The following is a 16,554-nucleotide window of genomic DNA, read 5'->3' on the forward strand; positions in this document are numbered from 1 at the left end:
TCGGTGGCAAAGCCGGCAGCTATTTCGCGTCCGATGCGACCGGGCGTGACTGAGCCTCGGCCATGATCGAAAGCGGGAGCCTGACGCCGGGCATCGATCCGGCGGCTTGGAAGCTGCCGGCCGGGACGGCGCTGCGGTACGAGATGCCGGACGCGCGGTTGCACCCGTTGTTGCCGAGCTATGCGGTCCTCGACTCCGATCCGACGATCTGGACCGGGCCGGAGGAATGGGTGCTGCCGGGCTGGGCACAGCTGTGGATCGTGCTCACGCCGGCACCGATCGCGGTGTCGCTGCGGCGGGGGGACGTGCCGCTCGGCGCGGCGATGGTCTTCGGCAGCACCAGCCAGGCCATGCCGGTGTCCGCGCGTGGCGGCGTGACCGTCGTGGTCGATATCAGCCCGGCGGGATGGGCGCGGCTGTTCGACACGTCCGCCGAAGCCGTGCGCGAAAGGATCACGCCACTGGAACAACTTGGTCGCGCGTCCTGGGCGCGGGATCTGACCGCGCTGCTCGACGCGTCCGACTGCGCGCGCGATGTGAAGGCCGTGCTCGACGACTTCTTCCTGTCCCGCCTGCCGCCGGCGCACCGTGACGAGGCGATGATCGCGCGTATCGCCGGGGCGATCGCCGACGAGACAATTGTCGACAGCCGCGCCCTTGCCGCCGCGCTGGACATGGACCCGCGCACCGTGCTTCGGCGGACATTGCAGCATTTCGGTCATGCGCCCAAAGTGGTGATGCGACGGTCGCGGTTCCTGCGCGTCCTGTGCGCGATGCTGATGGCGGACACGCCCCCCGACTTCTCGGTCACGCCGCCCGGCTATCACGACGTCCCGCACTTCCTGCGCGACGCCAAGCAGTTCCTGGGACTGACGCCGCGGCGCTTCATGGCGCTGGGGACGCCCTATCTGCGCGCGGTCCTGCGCGGCCGGACCGACGTGATCGGCGCGCCGTTACCGATGCTGGACCGGCTTTGAGGTGATGGGGAGCCGGGTCGTCGGCGTCGGATAGGCAGAGTTGCCGCCACGCCGTCAGACGGGGCCGCTTCGCGACCCCGCTGCCCGCCGTGGCGTCTCCTGCGATTGCTTCTGCAATCGCAGGGCGCCCGGTCAGAAAATCCCCAGAAACTTCTTTCGCTGCTCTTTCCGCTCGCCCTTCGTCCGCGAGCCGTCCTCCGACTTGGCAGTCGTCCCCTTCCCCACATCGTCGCGCGGTTCGCCCTTCGTCGTGCGCTGCGCCCGCGCGGTGGCGCCCGCCAGCACCGGCCCGCAGGCGGCCGACTTGGCATCGCCCGGATCGACGAAGGCCAGAATGCCCGCGAGTGGAGTCGCGACCACGCTCAATCCCAGCCCCACGCCCGCGCGTCCGACCAGCTCCGGGCTGATCACGTCGATACCGGGCGAGGAGAAGGTGCCGCCGATCCCGACCGGCGATTGGCCGGCGAACAGGCTGAACTTTTTCGAATCCGCGCGGAAAGCGAGGTCGAGCGTCTCGTTGCGAAACGAAAAACCGCCGCGCCCCAGCATCACATTCTTCTGCGTATCGATCAGGATCGGGTCCGCCGCCGCCATGCCGCGCCGCACGGTGAAGCCGATGAGGCCGCAGTTGATCTGCACCGGTTCCTTCAGCCGCCCCTCGAACATCTTCTGGACGAAGGTACCGAGGTCCAGCTCGCTCAACTGGACATTGCGTGTCCAGAAGCTGCCTGCCGGCAGGACGAAGGCGATCCGCCCGCGCGACGAGGCCAGCGTGTCGTGGATCGTGTCGCCACGTCCGTCGAGGTTGATCCGCCCGCGGATCGTGCCGGTCGTGCCCGATTCCTCGACACCCCACCCCGCCAGCAGCCGCCCGAGCGGGGTCGGGGCGAGGCGGATGTCATAGCTCGCCGCGGTCGGACGCTGACGGGTATCGAACACGACGTCGGAGGCGACGTTGCCGCGTGCCATCGCGAAGGTGAAGGGCGAGAGCGCAAGGCGCCCGCGATCCAAGTCGACGCGCACGCTGACGTCGGAAATGGGGATGCTGCGCGACCGCACCGTCTTCACCGTCCAGTCGACCTTCGCATCGAAGCGCTGCATCGCCTGAACCGGGAAGGTCGCGTCGGGCAGCAGCCGCGCGGGCGCCGCCCCGGTCTCCGCCGCCGCCGCGATCGCGCCCCTGGTTGCGACAGTATCGGGATTATAGCCGATGAAGGGCGCGGCATCGACGATGTCGAGCGTTCGCGTGGTGAGATCGGCGGTCATCAGCAACCGCTCCCCGCTGGCGTCCGCGGTGAACTTGCCCGACAGGTCGCTGTCGCCGAAAATGCCCTTCATGCCGGTGAAGGCGTACACGTCGCCCGACTTCACCATGTTGGCGGACAGGCGATAGTCGCGGGTGTCGGGCAGGACGACCCCGATGATCGCGAGCAGTCGGGCCAGGTTCGGCCCCCGCGCGGTCGTGCGCAGGGGCACATCCTCGATATCGGCGAGGCTCGGCAACGTCCCGCCGACGGTGATGATGTTGCCAGCCGCCCGCGCGCGCAGGATCAGCTGGTTGCGCCCGCGCGCCGCCGTCTCGTTGGGCGAAAGCAGCGCGCCGACGACGGTGAACGGCGTCGCCCGCGCCACCCCGTTGCCGGCGAACCGCACCGATTTGTCGATCCGCGTCGCCGTCGACTCGACCGTTTCGAACGACAGGTCGGTCAGCAGTTGCAGCCGCGCATCCTTGTAGCGCAGCGTGGTGCCCGTGACGGTCGCGCGGTCGATGATCGGAAACTCGACGGGCTTCCCCTTCGTCTCGCTGAACGTCCAGGTATTGGCGCGGTGCTGCGGGTCCCATTCCAGGTCGATCGCGGCATTGCGCAGGTCGAGGAAGCGCGCGTGATAGCGGCCTAAGATCAGCGACAGCGGCGCAATGCGCGTATCGAGCGAATCGGCGGCGAACAGATAGGGCTTCGTCGCATAGGCCGGGTTCGAGATCGTCATCCGCTGCGCCACCAGCTTCAGGTCGAAGGGATCGAAGTACAGCTGGAAGTCGCCGCCGACACGCACCTCGCGGTGGGTCAGTCCGCCGACGACGCGTTCGAATGTCGGGCGCAGGAAGCGGCCTTTGGTGACATAGAGCACGCCCCAGGCAAGCACGATCAGCCCGACGACGCTGACCAGCACCGACAGCGCGGCGGCGAGCGGGGTGCGGATCGCCAGGCGGGGGGCGGTCGTGTCGGGCATGGAACGGTTCAATCCGCCGCCGGCTCGTGAGTTCCCACCGGTTGCATTCGCACGCGCCTTGGGTTAGGGGCGCCACCTTCCGCGATTTGAGATACGGAAACGGCCTGGCCAGTGTGGGCTGCCAGGGCTGTTCGAAAATCGCCCGAACGAAAGGACGAAAATGCCCAAGCTCAAGACCAAGAGTGGGGTGAAGAAGCGCTTCAAGTTCACCGCCACCGGCAAGGTCAAGCACGGTGTCGCGGGCAAGCGCCACCGCCTGATCTCGCACAACGCGAAGTACATCCGCCAGAACCGGGGCACCTCGGTGCTCGCCGATGCCGATGTGGCACACGTGCGCCAGTGGGCGCCGTACGGCCTGCGCTAAGGGAGCCTGACACATGGCACGAGTGAAGCGTGGTGTTACCACCCGTCTGAAGCACAAGCGGATTCTGGATCAGGCGAAGGGCTATTATGGCCGTCGCAAGAACACCATCCGTATCGCCCGCCAGGCCGTCGAAAAGGCCGGCCAGTATGCGTATCGCGACCGCAAGGTTAAGAAGCGGACCTTCCGCGGCCTCTGGATCCAGCGCATCAACGCCGGCGTCCGCGCCGAGGGCCTGACCTATTCGCAGTTCATGCACGGCCTGAAGCTGGCGGGCATCCAGCTCGACCGCAAGGTCCTGGCCGACATCGCGATGCACGAAGGCGCCGCGTTTAGCGCGATCATCGCGCAGGCGAAGGCGGCCCTGCCCCAGGCCGCGTAAGCGACCTGTAGCGACCAAGACGTGAAGGGGCGTCGGTGGGAGACCACCGGCGCCCTTTTCGTATCCAAAAGAGCCTTCCCCCCTTGAGGGGGGAAGGATACGGAGCCTTGGCAGCTTGCTGCCTAGGCGCAGTTGGATGAGGGGTAAGCGGCGCGACATCGCGCCGCTGCGAGCCTGATGGCTCGCATGCCCCCTCACCCAGCTCCGACTAGGCGGCAGAGCCGCCAAGTCTGCGCAACCCTCTCCCCCGTGCCGGGGGCGAGGGAGGGAGTATCAATGACCGACCTCGACCAACTCCGCACCGATCTGCTCGCCAGCGTCGATGCCGCCGGCAGCCTCGATGCGCTGGACGCCGTGCGCGTCCATGCGCTGGGCAAGCAGGGCGCCGTCACCGGCCTGCTCAAGACGCTGGGCGGCATGAGCCCGGAGGAGCGCCAGGCGACCGGCCCGCGCATCCATAGCTTGCGCGAAGCCGTCACCGACGCGATCGCCACGCGCAAGGCGGTGATGGAGCGTGATGCACTCGACGCGCGGCTGGCGGGCGAGACGCTCGACATGACGCTGCCGGTCGATCTGCCGACCACCGGGGGCGTGCACCCCGTGAGCCAGGTGATGGACGAGCTGGCCGAAATCTTCGCCGATCTCGGCTTCGCGGTCGCTACCGGGCCGGAGATCGAGGACGACTGGCATAATTTCAGCGCGCTCAACATTCCGGAGACGCATCCGGCGCGGGCGATGCATGACACCTTCTATCTGGCCGGCGAGCATGAGCGGCCGATGGTCCTGCGCACGCACACCAGCCCCGTGCAGATCCGCGCGATGAAGGCCGCCGGCGGCACCAAGCCCGTCCGCATCATCGCACCGGGTCGCACCTACCGTTCGGACTCCGACGCGACGCACACACCGATGTTCCACCAGGTCGAAGGCCTCGTCATCGACAAGGGCATCACCATGGGGCACCTGAAGTGGACGCTGGAGACGTTCCTGAAGGCGTTCTTCGAGCGCGACGACATCGTCCTGCGCCTGCGCCCCAGCTATTTCCCCTTCACCGAACCCTCGGCGGAGGTCGACGTTGGTTTCTCGATCCAGAACGGCAAGCGCGTGATCGGCGGGGCCGAAGGCTGGATGGAAGTGCTCGGCTCCGGCATGGTCCACCGCAAGGTGATCGCGGCGGGCGGCTACGACCCCGACGAATGGCAGGGCTTCGCCTTCGGCTGCGGGATCGATCGTCTCGCGATGCTCAAATATGGGATGGATGACTTGCGCGCGTTCTTCGACGGCGATCTGCGCTGGCTGAAGCATTACGGCTTCTCGGCACTCGACGTACCCACACTGTCGGGGGGAGTGTCGCTGTGAAGTTCACGCTCAGCTGGCTCAAGGAGCATCTGGACACGTCGGCGACCGTAGACGAGGTCGCGGATGCGCTGACCCGCGTCGGGCTGGAGGTCGAGGGCGTCGAGAACCCCGGCGCCAAGCTCGCCGCCTTCCGCGTCGCCAAGGTGCTGTCCGCCGAGCCTCATCCGCAGGCCGACAAGTTGCAGGTGCTGTCGGTCGACGCGGGCCCGGACCACAACAATGGGGCCCCGATGCAGGTCGTCTGCGGCGCACCCAACGCACGCGCCGGCCTGGTCGGCGTGTTCGGCCCGCCGGGTGCCTATGTGCCCGGCGCGGACATCACGCTGAAGGTCGCCGCCATCCGTGGCGTCGAATCGAGCGGCATGATGTGCTCCGCGCGCGAGTTGCAGATCGGCGAGGGGCATGAGGGGATCATCGAACTGCCGGCCGATGCGCCGGTCGGCACGCCCTTCCCCGACTATGCGGGCCTCGACGATCCCGTCTTCGACATCAGCGTCACGCCGAACCGCCAGGACTGCATGGGCGTCCGCGGTATCGCGCGCGATCTGGCGGCGGCGGGATTGGGGACGTTGAAGCCGCTGGCGGGCACCGACCCGGTCGCAGGCGAAGGCCCCGGCCCCGACGTGCGCACTGACGACCCGAAAGGCTGCCCGGCCTTCTACGGCCAGGAGGTCCGCGGCGTCGCCAACGGTGCCTCGCCCGACTGGATGCAGGCGCGCCTCAAGGCGATCGGGCAGAAGCCGATCTCGGCGCTGGTCGACATCACCAATTACGTGATGATCGACCTCGGCCGCCCGCTCCACGTCTATGACAAGGCGAAGCTGACCGGCGGGCTCGTCGCGCGCAAGGCGGTGGCCGGCGAGCAGGTGCTGGCGTTGAACGGCAAGACGTACACCCTCTCGGAGGGCATGACCGTCATCGCCGACGACACCCACGTCCACGATATCGGCGGCATCATGGGCGGCGAGGATTCGGGCGTGTCGGAGACGACCACCGACGTCGTGATCGAATGCGCCTATTTCACGCCCGAGAGCATCGCGCGGACGGGCCAGAAGCTGCAACTGACCAGCGATGCGCGTCAGCGGTTCGAGCGCGGGGTCGATCCGGCGTTCCTGGACCAGGGTCTCGCCATCGCGACCCGGCTGGTTCTCGACATCTGTGGCGGCACGTCGAGCGGCATCACCCGCGCCGGCACGCCGCCGACCGAGCCAAAAACGCTGACCTACGACCCGCAGCTCGCCGAGCGGCTGGGCGGGCTGATTGTCGCCGAGGATCGCCAGCGCGCGATCTTGGAGAGCCTGGGCTTCACGATCGCCGACGACTGGACGGTCACCGTCCCGACCTGGCGCCGCGACGTCGATGGCCCCGCCGATCTGGTCGAAGAAGTCATCCGCATCGAGGGGCTGGACAACGTCCCCTCGACACCGCTGCCCCGCACGCCCGGCGTCGCGCGCCCGACCGCGACGCCGATGCAGTTGCTCGAACGCAAGGTCCGCCGCGCGGCGGCCGCGCGGGGGCTGGCCGAGGCGGTGACGTGGAGCTTCATCAGCGAAAACGAAGCCGCTGCTTTCGGCGGCGGGGCGTGGACGGTCGCCAACCCGATCAGCGAGGACATGAAGGTCATGCGCCCCTCGCTGCTGCCCGGCCTGCTCGCCGCGGCGGAGCGGAACGTGAAGCGCGGGGCGACCAGCATCAAGCTGTTCGAACTCGGCCGCCGCTATCTCAGCGATGGCGAGCGGCTGACGCTGGGCGTCGTGCTAGCGGGCGACGCCCGTCCACGCGGCTGGGCGCAGGGCAAGGCGAAGGCCTTTGACGCATTCGACGCCAAGGCCGAGGCGCTGGCGCTGCTGGAAGCCGCCGGCGCGCCGGTCGCGAACCTGCAAGTCATGGGCGAGGCGGGCGAAACCTGGCACCCGGGCCAGTCGGCGACGCTGCGGCTCGGGCCGAAGACGGTGCTCGCCGCCTTCGGCATGCTCCACCCGCTGACGCTGAAGGCGTTCGACCTGTCGGGCGACGTGGCGGCGGTCGAAATCTACCTGGATGCGATTCCAGCCAAGCGCAGCACCGGCTTCATGCGCCCGGCCTACACGCCGCCGGCGTTGCAGGCGGTGACGCGCGACTTTGCCTTCCTGGTGCCGGCCGAACTGAAGGCCGGCGACCTCGTCCGTGCGGTCAAGGGCGCGGACAAGGGAACGATCGTCGACGCCCGGCTGTTCGACCGCTTCGTGAAAGATGACCAGACGAGTCTGGCCGTCGAAGTGACGCTGCAACCCGGCGCCAAGAGCTTCACCGACGAGGAGTTAAAGGCGATTGCCGACAAGGTCGTCGCGGCCGCGGCGAAGGTCGGGGCGACGCTTCGAGGATAACGACGTCACCCTCACCCTTCCCACCGGCTGCGCCGGCGGGCCCCCTCCCTCTCCCAACGGGAGAGGGAGGGAGGCGCGGAACGCGCCGGAAGGGTGAGGGCGATCCAATAGGGAGACAAGAATGCCGACAGTCCTCATCACCGGCGCGACCGCGGGCATCGGCAAGGCCGCCGTCGAGGCGTTTGCCGATTCCGGCTGGCACGTCGTCGCCACCGGCCGCCGCGCCGACCGGCTGGAGGCGCTGAAGTCGGACTGCGTCCACACACTCGCCTTCGACATCCGCGACGACGCCGCGCGCGATGCCGCGATCGACAGCCTGGAGGGTCCGTTCGCGGAGATCGATCTGCTGATCAACAACGCCGGGCTGGCGCTCGGGCTGGAGCCCGCGCAGAGCGCGTCGCTGGACAACTGGCGGACGATGATCGACACAAACGTGACCGCGCTGGTCGCGATCACGCACAAGCTGCTGCCCGGCCTCGTCGCGCGCAAGGGGGCGATCATCAACCTGTCGTCGGTCGCCGCAACCTATCCCTATCCCGGCGGCAATGTGTACGCGGGCACCAAGGCCTTCGTCCGCCAGTTCAGCCTGGACCTGCGCGCCGACCTGCACGGCACCGGTGTGCGGGTGACGTCGATCGAACCGGGCATGGTCGAAACCGAATTCACCCTGGTCCGCACCGGCAGCCAGGAGGCGTCGGACAAATTGTACGGCGGCGTGAACCCGATGACGAGCGAGGACATCGCCGACACGTTGCTGTGGGTCGCGACACTGCCGCCGCATCTGAACATCAACACGCTGGAGCTGATGCCGACCAACCAGTCGTGGCAGGGCTTCGCGGTGCATCGGGAGGGGTGATGGCCGACTGGATCTCGTTCGGGTCCGAAGCCTTGCGCGCCGCGGTCAATCCGCAGGGCGCGGAGCTGTCGTCGCTGATCGACGGCGACGGGGCGGAATTGATGACGAACGCCGATCCGGCCTATTGGACCGGTCGCGCGCCGATCCTGTTTCCGATCGTCGGGGCGCTGGCGGGTGGCTGCTATCGGCTCGACGGGCGGGACTATGCGCTCGGCAAGCATGGCTTCGCGCGGCATTCGACGTTCGAGGTGGTCGGCGTCGATGACGACCGCGCGACGTTCCGGCTGGAGGCGTCGGACGCGACGCGCGAGAGCTATCCGTTCGACTTCGCACTGACGGTCGATTTCCGCGTCGACGGCGCGACGCTGCACATTACGACGACGCTCGCCAACCCGGGCGACCGCGATATGCCCGCGAGCTTCGGCTACCACCCCGCCTTCGCCTGGCCGCTGCCTTATGGGGGCACGAAGACCGAGCATCAGATGGTGTTCGACATCGCCGAACCCGGCGCGATCAGCGCATTGTCGAGCGACGGCCTGATCGCGGGCGAGCGCGCGAGCCCGCTCGACGGGCCGGTGCTGCCCTTGCGCGACGACCTGTTCATCGACGACGCGCTCATTTGGTCGCCGGTCGAATCGCGCGGGCTGACCTATGGCGTCGAGGGTCGGCCACACCTGCGGATCGACTGGGAAGCGCCGGAATTGGGCGTCTGGACCAAGCCGGGCGCGGCCTATATCTGCGTCGAACCGTGGTGGGGTAAGGCCGATCCGGCGGGCTTTGCCGGCGAGATCTGGGACAAGCCGGGGATCATGCGGCTGGCGCCCGGCGAGCGGCGGGAATTCCGAATGTCGGTGACGCTGACCCAATAATCGTCATGCCGGACTTGATCCGGCATCCAGAGCCACGCAGGACAACGCCCGTGCCCCTGGATCCCGGCTTTCGCCGGGACGACGACCGCTTTGAAAGACTGACATGACCTCCCCCCGCCGCACCTTCGCGATCATCTCGCACCCTGACGCCGGCAAGACGACGCTCACCGAAAAGCTGCTGCTGAAGGGCGGTGCGATCCATCTGGCCGGTGAAGTGAAGGCGCGCGGGCAGGCGCGGCGTGCGCGGTCGGACTGGATGAAGATCGAGCAGCAGCGCGGCATTTCAGTCACGTCGTCGGTCATGACCTTCGAGCGCGACGGCATCACTTTCAACCTGCTCGACACGCCGGGCCACGAGGATTTCAGCGAGGACACCTATCGCACGCTGACCGCGGTCGACAGCGCGATCATGGTCATCGACGCCGCGCGCGGGATCGAGGCGCAGACGCGCAAGCTGTTCGAAGTCTGCCGCCTGCGCTCGGTCCCGATCATCACCTTCATCAACAAGGTCGATCGCGAGGGCCTGAGCCCGTTCGAGCTGTTGGATGAGGTCGCCGACAAGCTCGCGCTCGACGTCACGCCGATGATGTGGCCGATCGGCATGGGCGGCACCTATCAGGGCCTGCACGTCATGGGCGACGCGACCGACGCGCTGCCGGACGCGGTGCAGGAAGAGGTCGAGCTGGCGGGCGCGGGCTATCCCGAGTTCGATGTCGAGGCGTATCGCAATGGCGACCTGACGCCGGTGTTCTTCGGCTCGGCGCTGCGCGAATATGGCGTCGACCAGCTGATCGAGGCGATCGCCGCGTTCGCGCCCCCGCCGCACGCCCTGCCCGCCGAGCCCGCGCCGGTCGCCCCGGACTATCCGGACGTCACTGGCTTCGTGTTCAAGGTCCAGGCCAATATGGACCCCAACCACCGCGACCGCATCGCGTTCATGCGGCTCGTGTCGGGCACGTTCAAGCGCGGCATGAAGCTGACGCCCACCGGCCACGGCAAGCCGATCGCGGTGCATTCGCCGATCCTGTTCTTCGCCCAGCAACGCGAAGTCGCGGACGAGGCGTTTCCGGGCGACATCATCGGCATCCCCAACCACGGCACGCTCAGGGTGGGCGACACGCTGGCGGAGAAGCCGGGCGTGCGCTTCACGGGTCTCCCCAACTTCGCGCCCGAAATCCTGCGGCGCGTGGCGCTGAAGGACCCGACCAAGACCAAGCAGCTGCGCAAGGCGCTCGACGACCTCAGCGAAGAGGGCGTGATCCAGGTGTTTTATCCCGAAATCGGGTCGAACTGGATCATCGGCGTGGTCGGGCAGCTTCAGCTCGACGTGCTGCTGAGCCGACTGGATGCCGAGTACAAGGTCGCCGCGGGGCTGGAGCCCTCCCCCTACGACACCGCGCGCTGGGTCGGCGGCGACGCGGGCGAGGTGAAGACGTTCATGGACCAGAACAAGGGCGCCATGGCGAAGGACCGCGACGGCAACCCGGTGTTCCTGGCGAAGAGCGCGTGGGAAGTGAATTACATCGCCGAGCGCTATCCGGCGGTGAAGTTCGCGGCGACGCGGGAACGGTAGCGGGCGGCCGGCGCTTTGCGCAAGCAAAGCGCGGACTCGCCACGACGGGCAGCGGGGCGGCGTAGCCGTCCCGTCTGACGGCGGGGCGTTACACCTCCACCCAGTCCTTCCTGAGCGGCCGCACAGCCAGCAGCATCAGCACCGCCGCGACCAGGTAGAAGCTCGTCGCCGCGATCAGCGAATAGCGCAGCGATTCCGTGCCGTACCGCGCGGTCATCGCGTCGGACATCGCGCCCATCACCCAGCTGCCCGCGCCCAGCCCGATCAGATTGTTGATGAACAGGAAACACGCGCTCGCCGTCGCGCGCATCTGCGGGGGCACGAGGTTCTGGACCGCGGTCGTCACCGGCCCCAGCCAAAGGATGTTGAGGCCGTTGGGGATCAGCAGGAACGCCCAGGCGACCCACACCGACTGCGACCAGAAGCCCGCGGCGAACAGCGGCAGGGTGATCAGCCAGGCGATGGCGGGCAGCTTCGCGTAATTGCCGCGGTCGCGCCCGCCCAGCTTGTCGGCGAGATACCCGCCCAGGAACACGCCCGCCGTCCCGCCGACCAGCAGCAGCGAGCCCGCGAACTGCGACGCGCCGATCAGGTCGAGGCCGAAGCTGCGGATGAGCAGCGACGGCACCCAGAAGGCCAGGCCATAGCCGCACATCGAGCTGAACGCGGCGGCAAAGGCCATCAGCCAGAAGCTCGGCTTGCGTGCTAGGATCGGGAACACGGCCGACACCGGTACGGGTTGCTTCGGAACCGCCCCCGCAGGATCCGCCCCGCCGCGCGCGGGTTCGCGCACCACCAGCCGGAAGATCGGCGCGATGACCAGCCCCAGCACGCCGACGATGATGAACGCCGTCCGCCAGTTCACATTCTGCGCGATATAGCCGCCGAGCAGCGCGCCCGCCGCGAGGCCGACCGGGATGCCGAGCGAGTAGATCGCCAGCGCCCGCGCGCGGCGTTCGGGCGGGAAGTAGTCCGAGATCATCGCATAGGATGGCGCGACGCCCCCGGCCTCGCCCACGCCGACGCCCAGGCGAGCGAGGAACAGGCTCCAGAACCCGGTCGCCAGGCCGCACAGCGCGGTGAAGCCGCTCCAGATCGCCAGACTGACCGTGATGACCCAGCTGCGGCTGGTCTTGTCGGCTACGACGGCCAGCGGCACGCCCAATGTCGAATAGAGCAGCGCGAACGCGATCCCGCCCAGCGCGCCGAGTTGCGTATCGGTCAGGCCGAGGTCGGCCTTGATCGGCTGGACCAGAATGCCGAGAATCTGCCGGTCGAGGAAGTTGAAGGTGTAGACCAGCAACAACATCGCCAGCACGGTGTTGGCGTAGCGGCGCGTGGGTGGGGCGGCTTGGCTCGCTTGAATGGTCACGCTGAAACCTCTCCCCGTTCGTGCTGAGCCTGTCGAAGCACCGTACTTCGTGCCGCACGGGTCAGCCCGAGTGTATCGCAGTACGGTGCTTCGACAAGCTCAGCACGAACGGGAGGAGGGATTTTTTGCCCTCCTCCCAAGGTCACGATCAATAGCGCGCGGTGATCGAGAACATCACCTGCCGCGGGTTGCCGTAATAGGCCGTCAGCACGCCTTCGGTGCCCAGCGTCGGGATATAGGCGCCCGCCGCCGTGCGGTTGAAGTCGCCGGTATCCGGGTTTTGCGACAGGAAGTTGTAGCCCGACACGATGTAGCGCTTGTCCGTCAGGTTACGGCCATGCACGCCCAGCGTCAGGTTGCGGTTGATGTCGTAGGTCAGGTTCGCATCCCACAGCGCATAGCCCGGCTGGTCGAGCATCGGCGTGCGCAGTTCGAACTGCTGGCTGTCGCTGCGATAGCTGACCGTGGTCGACGCACCCAGCGTGCCTTCGCCGACCGGCAGCGAAGCGGCGAGCGTGCCGCTGGCGGTCAGGTCCGGCGTGTTCTGGATGCGGCGGCGGCTGGCGACGTCGATGCCGCGGCTGTCGATGAAGCGCGTGTACTTGGCATCGAGATAGCCTGCGGTGCCCGACAGCGTCACACGGCTGCCGGTGCCGGCGAAATCGCGGGCGAGCGTCGCGTTCACTTCGGCTTCCAGGCCGTTGATCCGCGCGCGGCCGGCGTTGGTGGTGACGCCGATGAAGGTCTGCTGGCCGTTGATCGTCGTGCCGATCGACCCCGGCACCTGCACGTCCTTATATGCGGCGTGGAAGGCGGCGAGCGCGAAGTTCAGGCGGTTGTCGAACAGGCTCGCCTTGTAGCCGACCTCATAGCTGTCGACGGTTTCCGGGTCGAACGACAGGAAGTCGTAGACCTGCGTCGGGGTACAGACGGCGCCGGCCGGCGTACGGCAGGCGGTCGACTGGCCGCGCGGATCGAACCCGCCGCCCTTGAAGCCCTTCGAATAGGACGCGTAGATATTGTGGTCCGGCGTCGGCTTGAAGCTGACCGAGGCGCGCGGGGTAAACTTGCTGAACGACCCGTCGCCACGGAAGTCCGAGGTCGTCGCGAACAGCGTACCCGCCCCGCCGAAGAACGGCGATCCGCCCCCCAGGAAGGTCTGGCGCAGGACCTGGGCCTTGCGGTTGTCCCAGGTATAGCGACCACCGACCGACACGCTGATCTGCGGCGAGAAGTCGTAGGTGGCGTCGCCGAAGATCGCGACGGTGTCGGTCTTCACGTCGCCGAAGGTCAGTGCGGTGACGCCGCCGGGCAGGCGCACGTCGAACACGGTGCGCGCCTTGGCATCGAGGTAGTACAGGCCGGTCAGCAGCGACAGGCCGCCGGTGTTGACCAGCAGCTGCGCCTCCTGGCTGAACTGTTCGTTGTTGTAGAGGCTCGGCACGTCGACCTGCACCGCCGGCAGCGCGTCGAAGTCGATCGGGGTCGCGGTATCGTCCTTGCGATAGCCGGTGATCGAGCGGAACGTCAGCCAGTTGGCGGGCTTCAGTTCGGCGAAGAACGATCCGCCATAGGCCTTCACCCGCTGCTTCGGCGTGACCAGCGCGCCGCGGCTGTCGTAGACATCGGCCAGGACCGGCGTGCCGCTGACGATACCCGGGATCAGCCGGTGTCCGCCGCGGGGGTTCGAATTGTCGAGCGTGTAATCGCCCGACAGGCGGAAGAATGCCGACGATGAGGGTTCGTACTGGAGCGTGCCGCGCGCGGCCCAGATGTCCTTGTTGTAGTTTTCGAGGCCGGTCGTCGTATTCTCGCCGAAGCCGTCGCGGGTCAGGCGGGCGAAGGCGCCGCCGACCTTTAGCCCGGTGTCGCCGAGCGGGACGCTGCCCGACACGATGCCGTCGATCTGGTTGTACGAGCCATAGGTGACCTTCGCCATCGCCGAGGGGTCGTCGCTCAGGCGGCGAGTCACGTACTTGACGGCACCACCGATGGTGTTGCGGCCGTAAAGCGTGCCCTGCGGGCCGCGCAGCACCTCGACGCGCTCGACGTCGTAGATGTCCATCACCGCAGCCTGCGGACGGTTGAGATAGACGTCGTCGAGGTAGATGCCGACGCCCGCTTCGAACCCGCCGACCGGGTCCTGCTGGCCGACGCCGCGGATGAAGGCGCTGAGCGTCGAATTGGTGCCGCGCGAGACTTCCAGCGTGACGTTCGGGGTGGTCGCGGCGATGTCGGTGATGTCGATCGCGCCGGCGGCTTCCAGTTGCGCCCCAGTGAAGGCGGTGACCGCGATCGGCACGTCGCGCAGGCTTTCCGCGCGGCGGCGGGCGGTGACGATGATGTCGCCGCTATTTTCGGCGGCTTCCGCCTCGGTCTGGGTCTGGGTGGAGTCCTGCGCCGCTGCCGGAGCGGCGGCGAGAGCGGCGACGCTGACGCCGATGGCGAGCGCGGCGCGCAGGGACGTGGCGGTGCGGATCATGTCTTCCTCCCCTATACTGCGCCCCCCGGTCCGTTCGTCCGGCCGGGGTTGCGCGTGGTCGCCGACATCTTTAGTGAAAGTTGAACCAGGTTTCAACTTGGGATTTTGGGGAGGAGCATCGAAATGGCGGCCAGGCGTGTCCCCGCGGCAACGGTTGCGATCGATGGGCAGGCTGCGGCCGGCGAAGGCAAGGCGCCGCGGACCGAACGCGGGCGGCGCACGCAGCAGGCGATCCTGGATGCCGCCGCACAGGAATTCGGAGAGCGGGGATTCCACGACGCCTCGATCAGCGGCATAACCCGCCGCGCCGGCGTCGCGCTGGGCAGCTTCTACACCTATTTCGATTCGAAGGACGCGGTGTTCCGCGCGCTCGTCACCCATATGTCGTCCCAGGTCCGCGACCATGTCGCGCCGGGCATCCGCGCGGCGAAGGACGGGATCGACGGCGAGCGCGCGGGCCTTGCCGGTTTCCTGGGCTTCGTGCGCGACCACAAGGAAATCTATCGCATCATCGACGAATCGGAATTCGTCGATCCCGACAGCTTCCGCCGCCATTATGCGACGACCGCCGAACGCATCCGCCAGCGCCTGACCGCCGCCGCCGAACGCGGCGAACTGCGCGCCGACGTGGGCGAGGTCCACGCCTGGGCGATCATGGGGATGAACGTGTTCCTGGGCCTGCGCTACGGCGTGTGGGACGCGGACCTCCCCGCCGACGACGTCGCGGCGACCGCGGCGGCGATGCTGCGGCGGGGGTTGGCGGTTCAGCCCGACTGATACGCGCCGGCTTACCGCGCCCAGACATGGTCAACGCGATCTTACCCACGTCGCAATCAAGAATTTAGACCTGCCCCTTAAGCCGATCCCACGCAGCCGGGCTGCGGATCGCGCAAACGGGGGTCGGGTGCCGCACGAGAGTGGATCATGATCGCGGGCTCGCCGGGGCTGGCGCGCGCCGACCTGCTCGGCGTCGAGGTGCTCGACGTACCGCTGGCCGACGTGACCGCCGCGATCGTCGCGCGCCCGGCAGGGACGCCCTTCGGCTATGTCGTCACGCCCAATGCCGATCATCTCGCGCGGCTGGATGCGGGCGATACCACGCTCGCGCGCTGTTATGCGGCGGCGGAAGCGCGGGTGTTCGACAGCCGGTTCCTCGCGCGTGTCGGTCGCCTGTTGGGCACGCCGATGCCGCGCGTCGTCACCGGCAGCGACCTGACCGACGCCGTGCTGCGGGCGGTCCCACGCGATACGCCCGTCACCGTCATCGGTACGACGGCGCCGGCCGTCACCGCGCTGCGCGAGCGTTTCGGACTATCTGAGGTCGACCACCTCGACCTGCCGTTCGGCTTCGATCCCGAGGCCGCCGATATCGTCGACCAAGCTCTCGCCCATCTGCGCGATCGGCCCGCGACGCTGGTCCTGCTTGCCTGCGGATCGCCGCGTCAGGAAATCCTGGCGCATGCCATCGCGGCGGCGGGTGGCACGACCGGCATCGGCCTGTGCATCGGATCGGCCGTCGACCAGGTCGGCGGCCATGTCCGCCGCGCGCCCCACTGGCTGCGCGCGACCGGGTTCGAATGGGTGTGGCGCATCCTGACCGAGCCGCGCCGGCTGATCCCCCGGTATCTGAAGGCATTCCGCGCCGTCGTCGCGCTCCATGCCGCCCGCCGCCCAATCGTGCGCCAGCCCACCCCGACGACGCCGTCGTCCTGACCGAAGGAATTGCGA

The 16,554-nt window shown here is 68.1% G+C and carries 13 protein-coding genes; 10 read left to right on the top strand and 3 right to left on the bottom strand.

Annotation, left to right across the window (positions count from 1 at the left end; all coding sequences use genetic code 11):
* The first annotated feature begins 62 nt into the window (after nt 1–62).
* Complete coding sequence (locus tag ACFSC3_RS19995) at nt 63–977, top strand: helix-turn-helix domain-containing protein (RefSeq protein ID WP_380942097.1); 915 nt, start codon at nt 63–65, stop codon at nt 975–977.
* Between the two features lie 132 nt (nt 978–1,109).
* Here ACFSC3_RS19995 and ACFSC3_RS20000 read toward each other — a convergent pair whose 3' ends face one another.
* Nucleotides 1,110–3,209: an AsmA family protein gene (locus ACFSC3_RS20000; protein ID WP_380942099.1), complete on the bottom strand. Its 2,100-nt coding sequence runs from the start codon at nt 3,207–3,209 to the stop codon at nt 1,110–1,112.
* A gap of 160 nt (nt 3,210–3,369) precedes the next feature.
* Here ACFSC3_RS20000 and rpmI point away from each other — a divergent pair, with 160 nt between their 5' ends.
* From rpmI to ACFSC3_RS20035, 7 genes are all read left to right on the top strand, one after another.
* Nucleotides 3,370–3,573, top strand: a complete 204-nt coding sequence (gene rpmI / locus ACFSC3_RS20005; protein ID WP_056428647.1) for a 50S ribosomal protein L35 — start codon at nt 3,370–3,372, stop codon at nt 3,571–3,573.
* Nucleotides 3,574–3,586: 13 nt separating this feature from the next.
* The gene (rplT, locus tag ACFSC3_RS20010) at nt 3,587–3,952 is read left to right on the top strand and encodes a 50S ribosomal protein L20 (RefSeq protein WP_380942101.1); all 366 of its coding nucleotides are present in this window, start codon (nt 3,587–3,589) and stop codon (nt 3,950–3,952) included.
* Nucleotides 3,953–4,228: 276 nt separating this feature from the next.
* Entirely contained in the window at nt 4,229–5,308 is a 1,080-nt protein-coding gene (pheS, locus tag ACFSC3_RS20015; protein ID WP_380942103.1) for a phenylalanine--tRNA ligase subunit alpha, read from the top strand.
* Nucleotides 5,305–7,674, top strand: coding sequence for a phenylalanine--tRNA ligase subunit beta (pheT, locus tag ACFSC3_RS20020; protein WP_380942105.1), 2,370 nt, complete (start codon nt 5,305–5,307; stop codon nt 7,672–7,674). The genes pheS and pheT overlap by 4 nt, the downstream gene beginning before the upstream one ends.
* A gap of 121 nt (nt 7,675–7,795) precedes the next feature.
* Nucleotides 7,796–8,530, top strand: coding sequence for an SDR family NAD(P)-dependent oxidoreductase (locus ACFSC3_RS20025; protein ID WP_380942107.1), 735 nt, complete (start codon nt 7,796–7,798; stop codon nt 8,528–8,530).
* Nucleotides 8,530–9,399, top strand: coding sequence for an aldose 1-epimerase family protein (locus ACFSC3_RS20030; protein WP_380942109.1), 870 nt, complete (start codon nt 8,530–8,532; stop codon nt 9,397–9,399). Before ACFSC3_RS20025 ends, ACFSC3_RS20030 begins: the two co-directional genes overlap by 1 nt.
* A gap of 103 nt (nt 9,400–9,502) precedes the next feature.
* Nucleotides 9,503–10,972, top strand: a complete 1,470-nt coding sequence (locus tag ACFSC3_RS20035; protein ID WP_380942111.1) for a peptide chain release factor 3 — start codon at nt 9,503–9,505, stop codon at nt 10,970–10,972.
* Nucleotides 10,973–11,060: 88 nt separating this feature from the next.
* Here ACFSC3_RS20035 and ACFSC3_RS20040 read toward each other — a convergent pair whose 3' ends face one another.
* A complete protein-coding gene (locus ACFSC3_RS20040; protein WP_380942239.1) occupies nt 11,061–12,281 on the bottom strand; it encodes a spinster family MFS transporter in 1,221 nt (406 codons plus the stop codon).
* Between the two features lie 211 nt (nt 12,282–12,492).
* Complete coding sequence (locus tag ACFSC3_RS20045) at nt 12,493–14,826, bottom strand: TonB-dependent receptor (RefSeq protein WP_380942113.1); 2,334 nt, start codon at nt 14,824–14,826, stop codon at nt 12,493–12,495.
* 123 nt (nt 14,827–14,949) lie between these two features.
* On the opposite strand from ACFSC3_RS20045, the gene ACFSC3_RS20050 reads away from it, so the two are divergent.
* Both ACFSC3_RS20050 and ACFSC3_RS20055 read left to right on the top strand, forming a co-directional pair.
* Nucleotides 14,950–15,603, top strand: coding sequence for a TetR/AcrR family transcriptional regulator (locus ACFSC3_RS20050; protein ID WP_380942115.1), 654 nt, complete (start codon nt 14,950–14,952; stop codon nt 15,601–15,603).
* A 147-nt stretch (nt 15,604–15,750) separates the two neighbouring features.
* Nucleotides 15,751–16,539: a WecB/TagA/CpsF family glycosyltransferase gene (locus ACFSC3_RS20055; RefSeq protein WP_380942117.1), complete on the top strand. Its 789-nt coding sequence runs from the start codon at nt 15,751–15,753 to the stop codon at nt 16,537–16,539.
* The last annotated feature ends 15 nt before the right edge of the window (nt 16,540–16,554 follow it).

Source organism: Sphingomonas floccifaciens (assembly GCF_042681125.1).
Classification (GTDB): Bacteria; Pseudomonadota; Alphaproteobacteria; order Sphingomonadales; family Sphingomonadaceae; genus Sphingomonas; species Sphingomonas floccifaciens.

Bases quoted from the DNA above. Each gene is read 5' to 3' on its own strand.
- ACFSC3_RS20030 (WP_380942109.1), top strand. From the start codon at position 8,530: ATGGCCGACTGGATCTCGTTCGGGTCCGAAGCCTTGCGCGCCGCGGTC.
- ACFSC3_RS20025 (WP_380942107.1), top strand. From the start codon at position 7,796: ATGCCGACAGTCCTCATCACCGGCGCGACCGCGGGCATCGGCAAGGCC.
- ACFSC3_RS20050 (WP_380942115.1), top strand. From the start codon at position 14,950: ATGGCGGCCAGGCGTGTCCCCGCGGCAACGGTTGCGATCGATGGGCAG.
- rpmI (WP_056428647.1), top strand. From the start codon at position 3,370: ATGCCCAAGCTCAAGACCAAGAGTGGGGTGAAGAAGCGCTTCAAGTTC.
- ACFSC3_RS20000 (WP_380942099.1), bottom strand. From the start codon at position 3,209: ATGCCCGACACGACCGCCCCCCGCCTGGCGATCCGCACCCCGCTCGCC.
- ACFSC3_RS20055 (WP_380942117.1), top strand. From the start codon at position 15,751: ATGATCGCGGGCTCGCCGGGGCTGGCGCGCGCCGACCTGCTCGGCGTC.
- pheS (WP_380942103.1), top strand. From the start codon at position 4,229: ATGACCGACCTCGACCAACTCCGCACCGATCTGCTCGCCAGCGTCGAT.
- ACFSC3_RS19995 (WP_380942097.1), top strand. From the start codon at position 63: ATGATCGAAAGCGGGAGCCTGACGCCGGGCATCGATCCGGCGGCTTGG.
- ACFSC3_RS20045 (WP_380942113.1), bottom strand. From the start codon at position 14,826: ATGATCCGCACCGCCACGTCCCTGCGCGCCGCGCTCGCCATCGGCGTC.
- rplT (WP_380942101.1), top strand. From the start codon at position 3,587: ATGGCACGAGTGAAGCGTGGTGTTACCACCCGTCTGAAGCACAAGCGG.
- ACFSC3_RS20040 (WP_380942239.1), bottom strand. From the start codon at position 12,281: ATGTTGTTGCTGGTCTACACCTTCAACTTCCTCGACCGGCAGATTCTC.
- ACFSC3_RS20035 (WP_380942111.1), top strand. From the start codon at position 9,503: ATGACCTCCCCCCGCCGCACCTTCGCGATCATCTCGCACCCTGACGCC.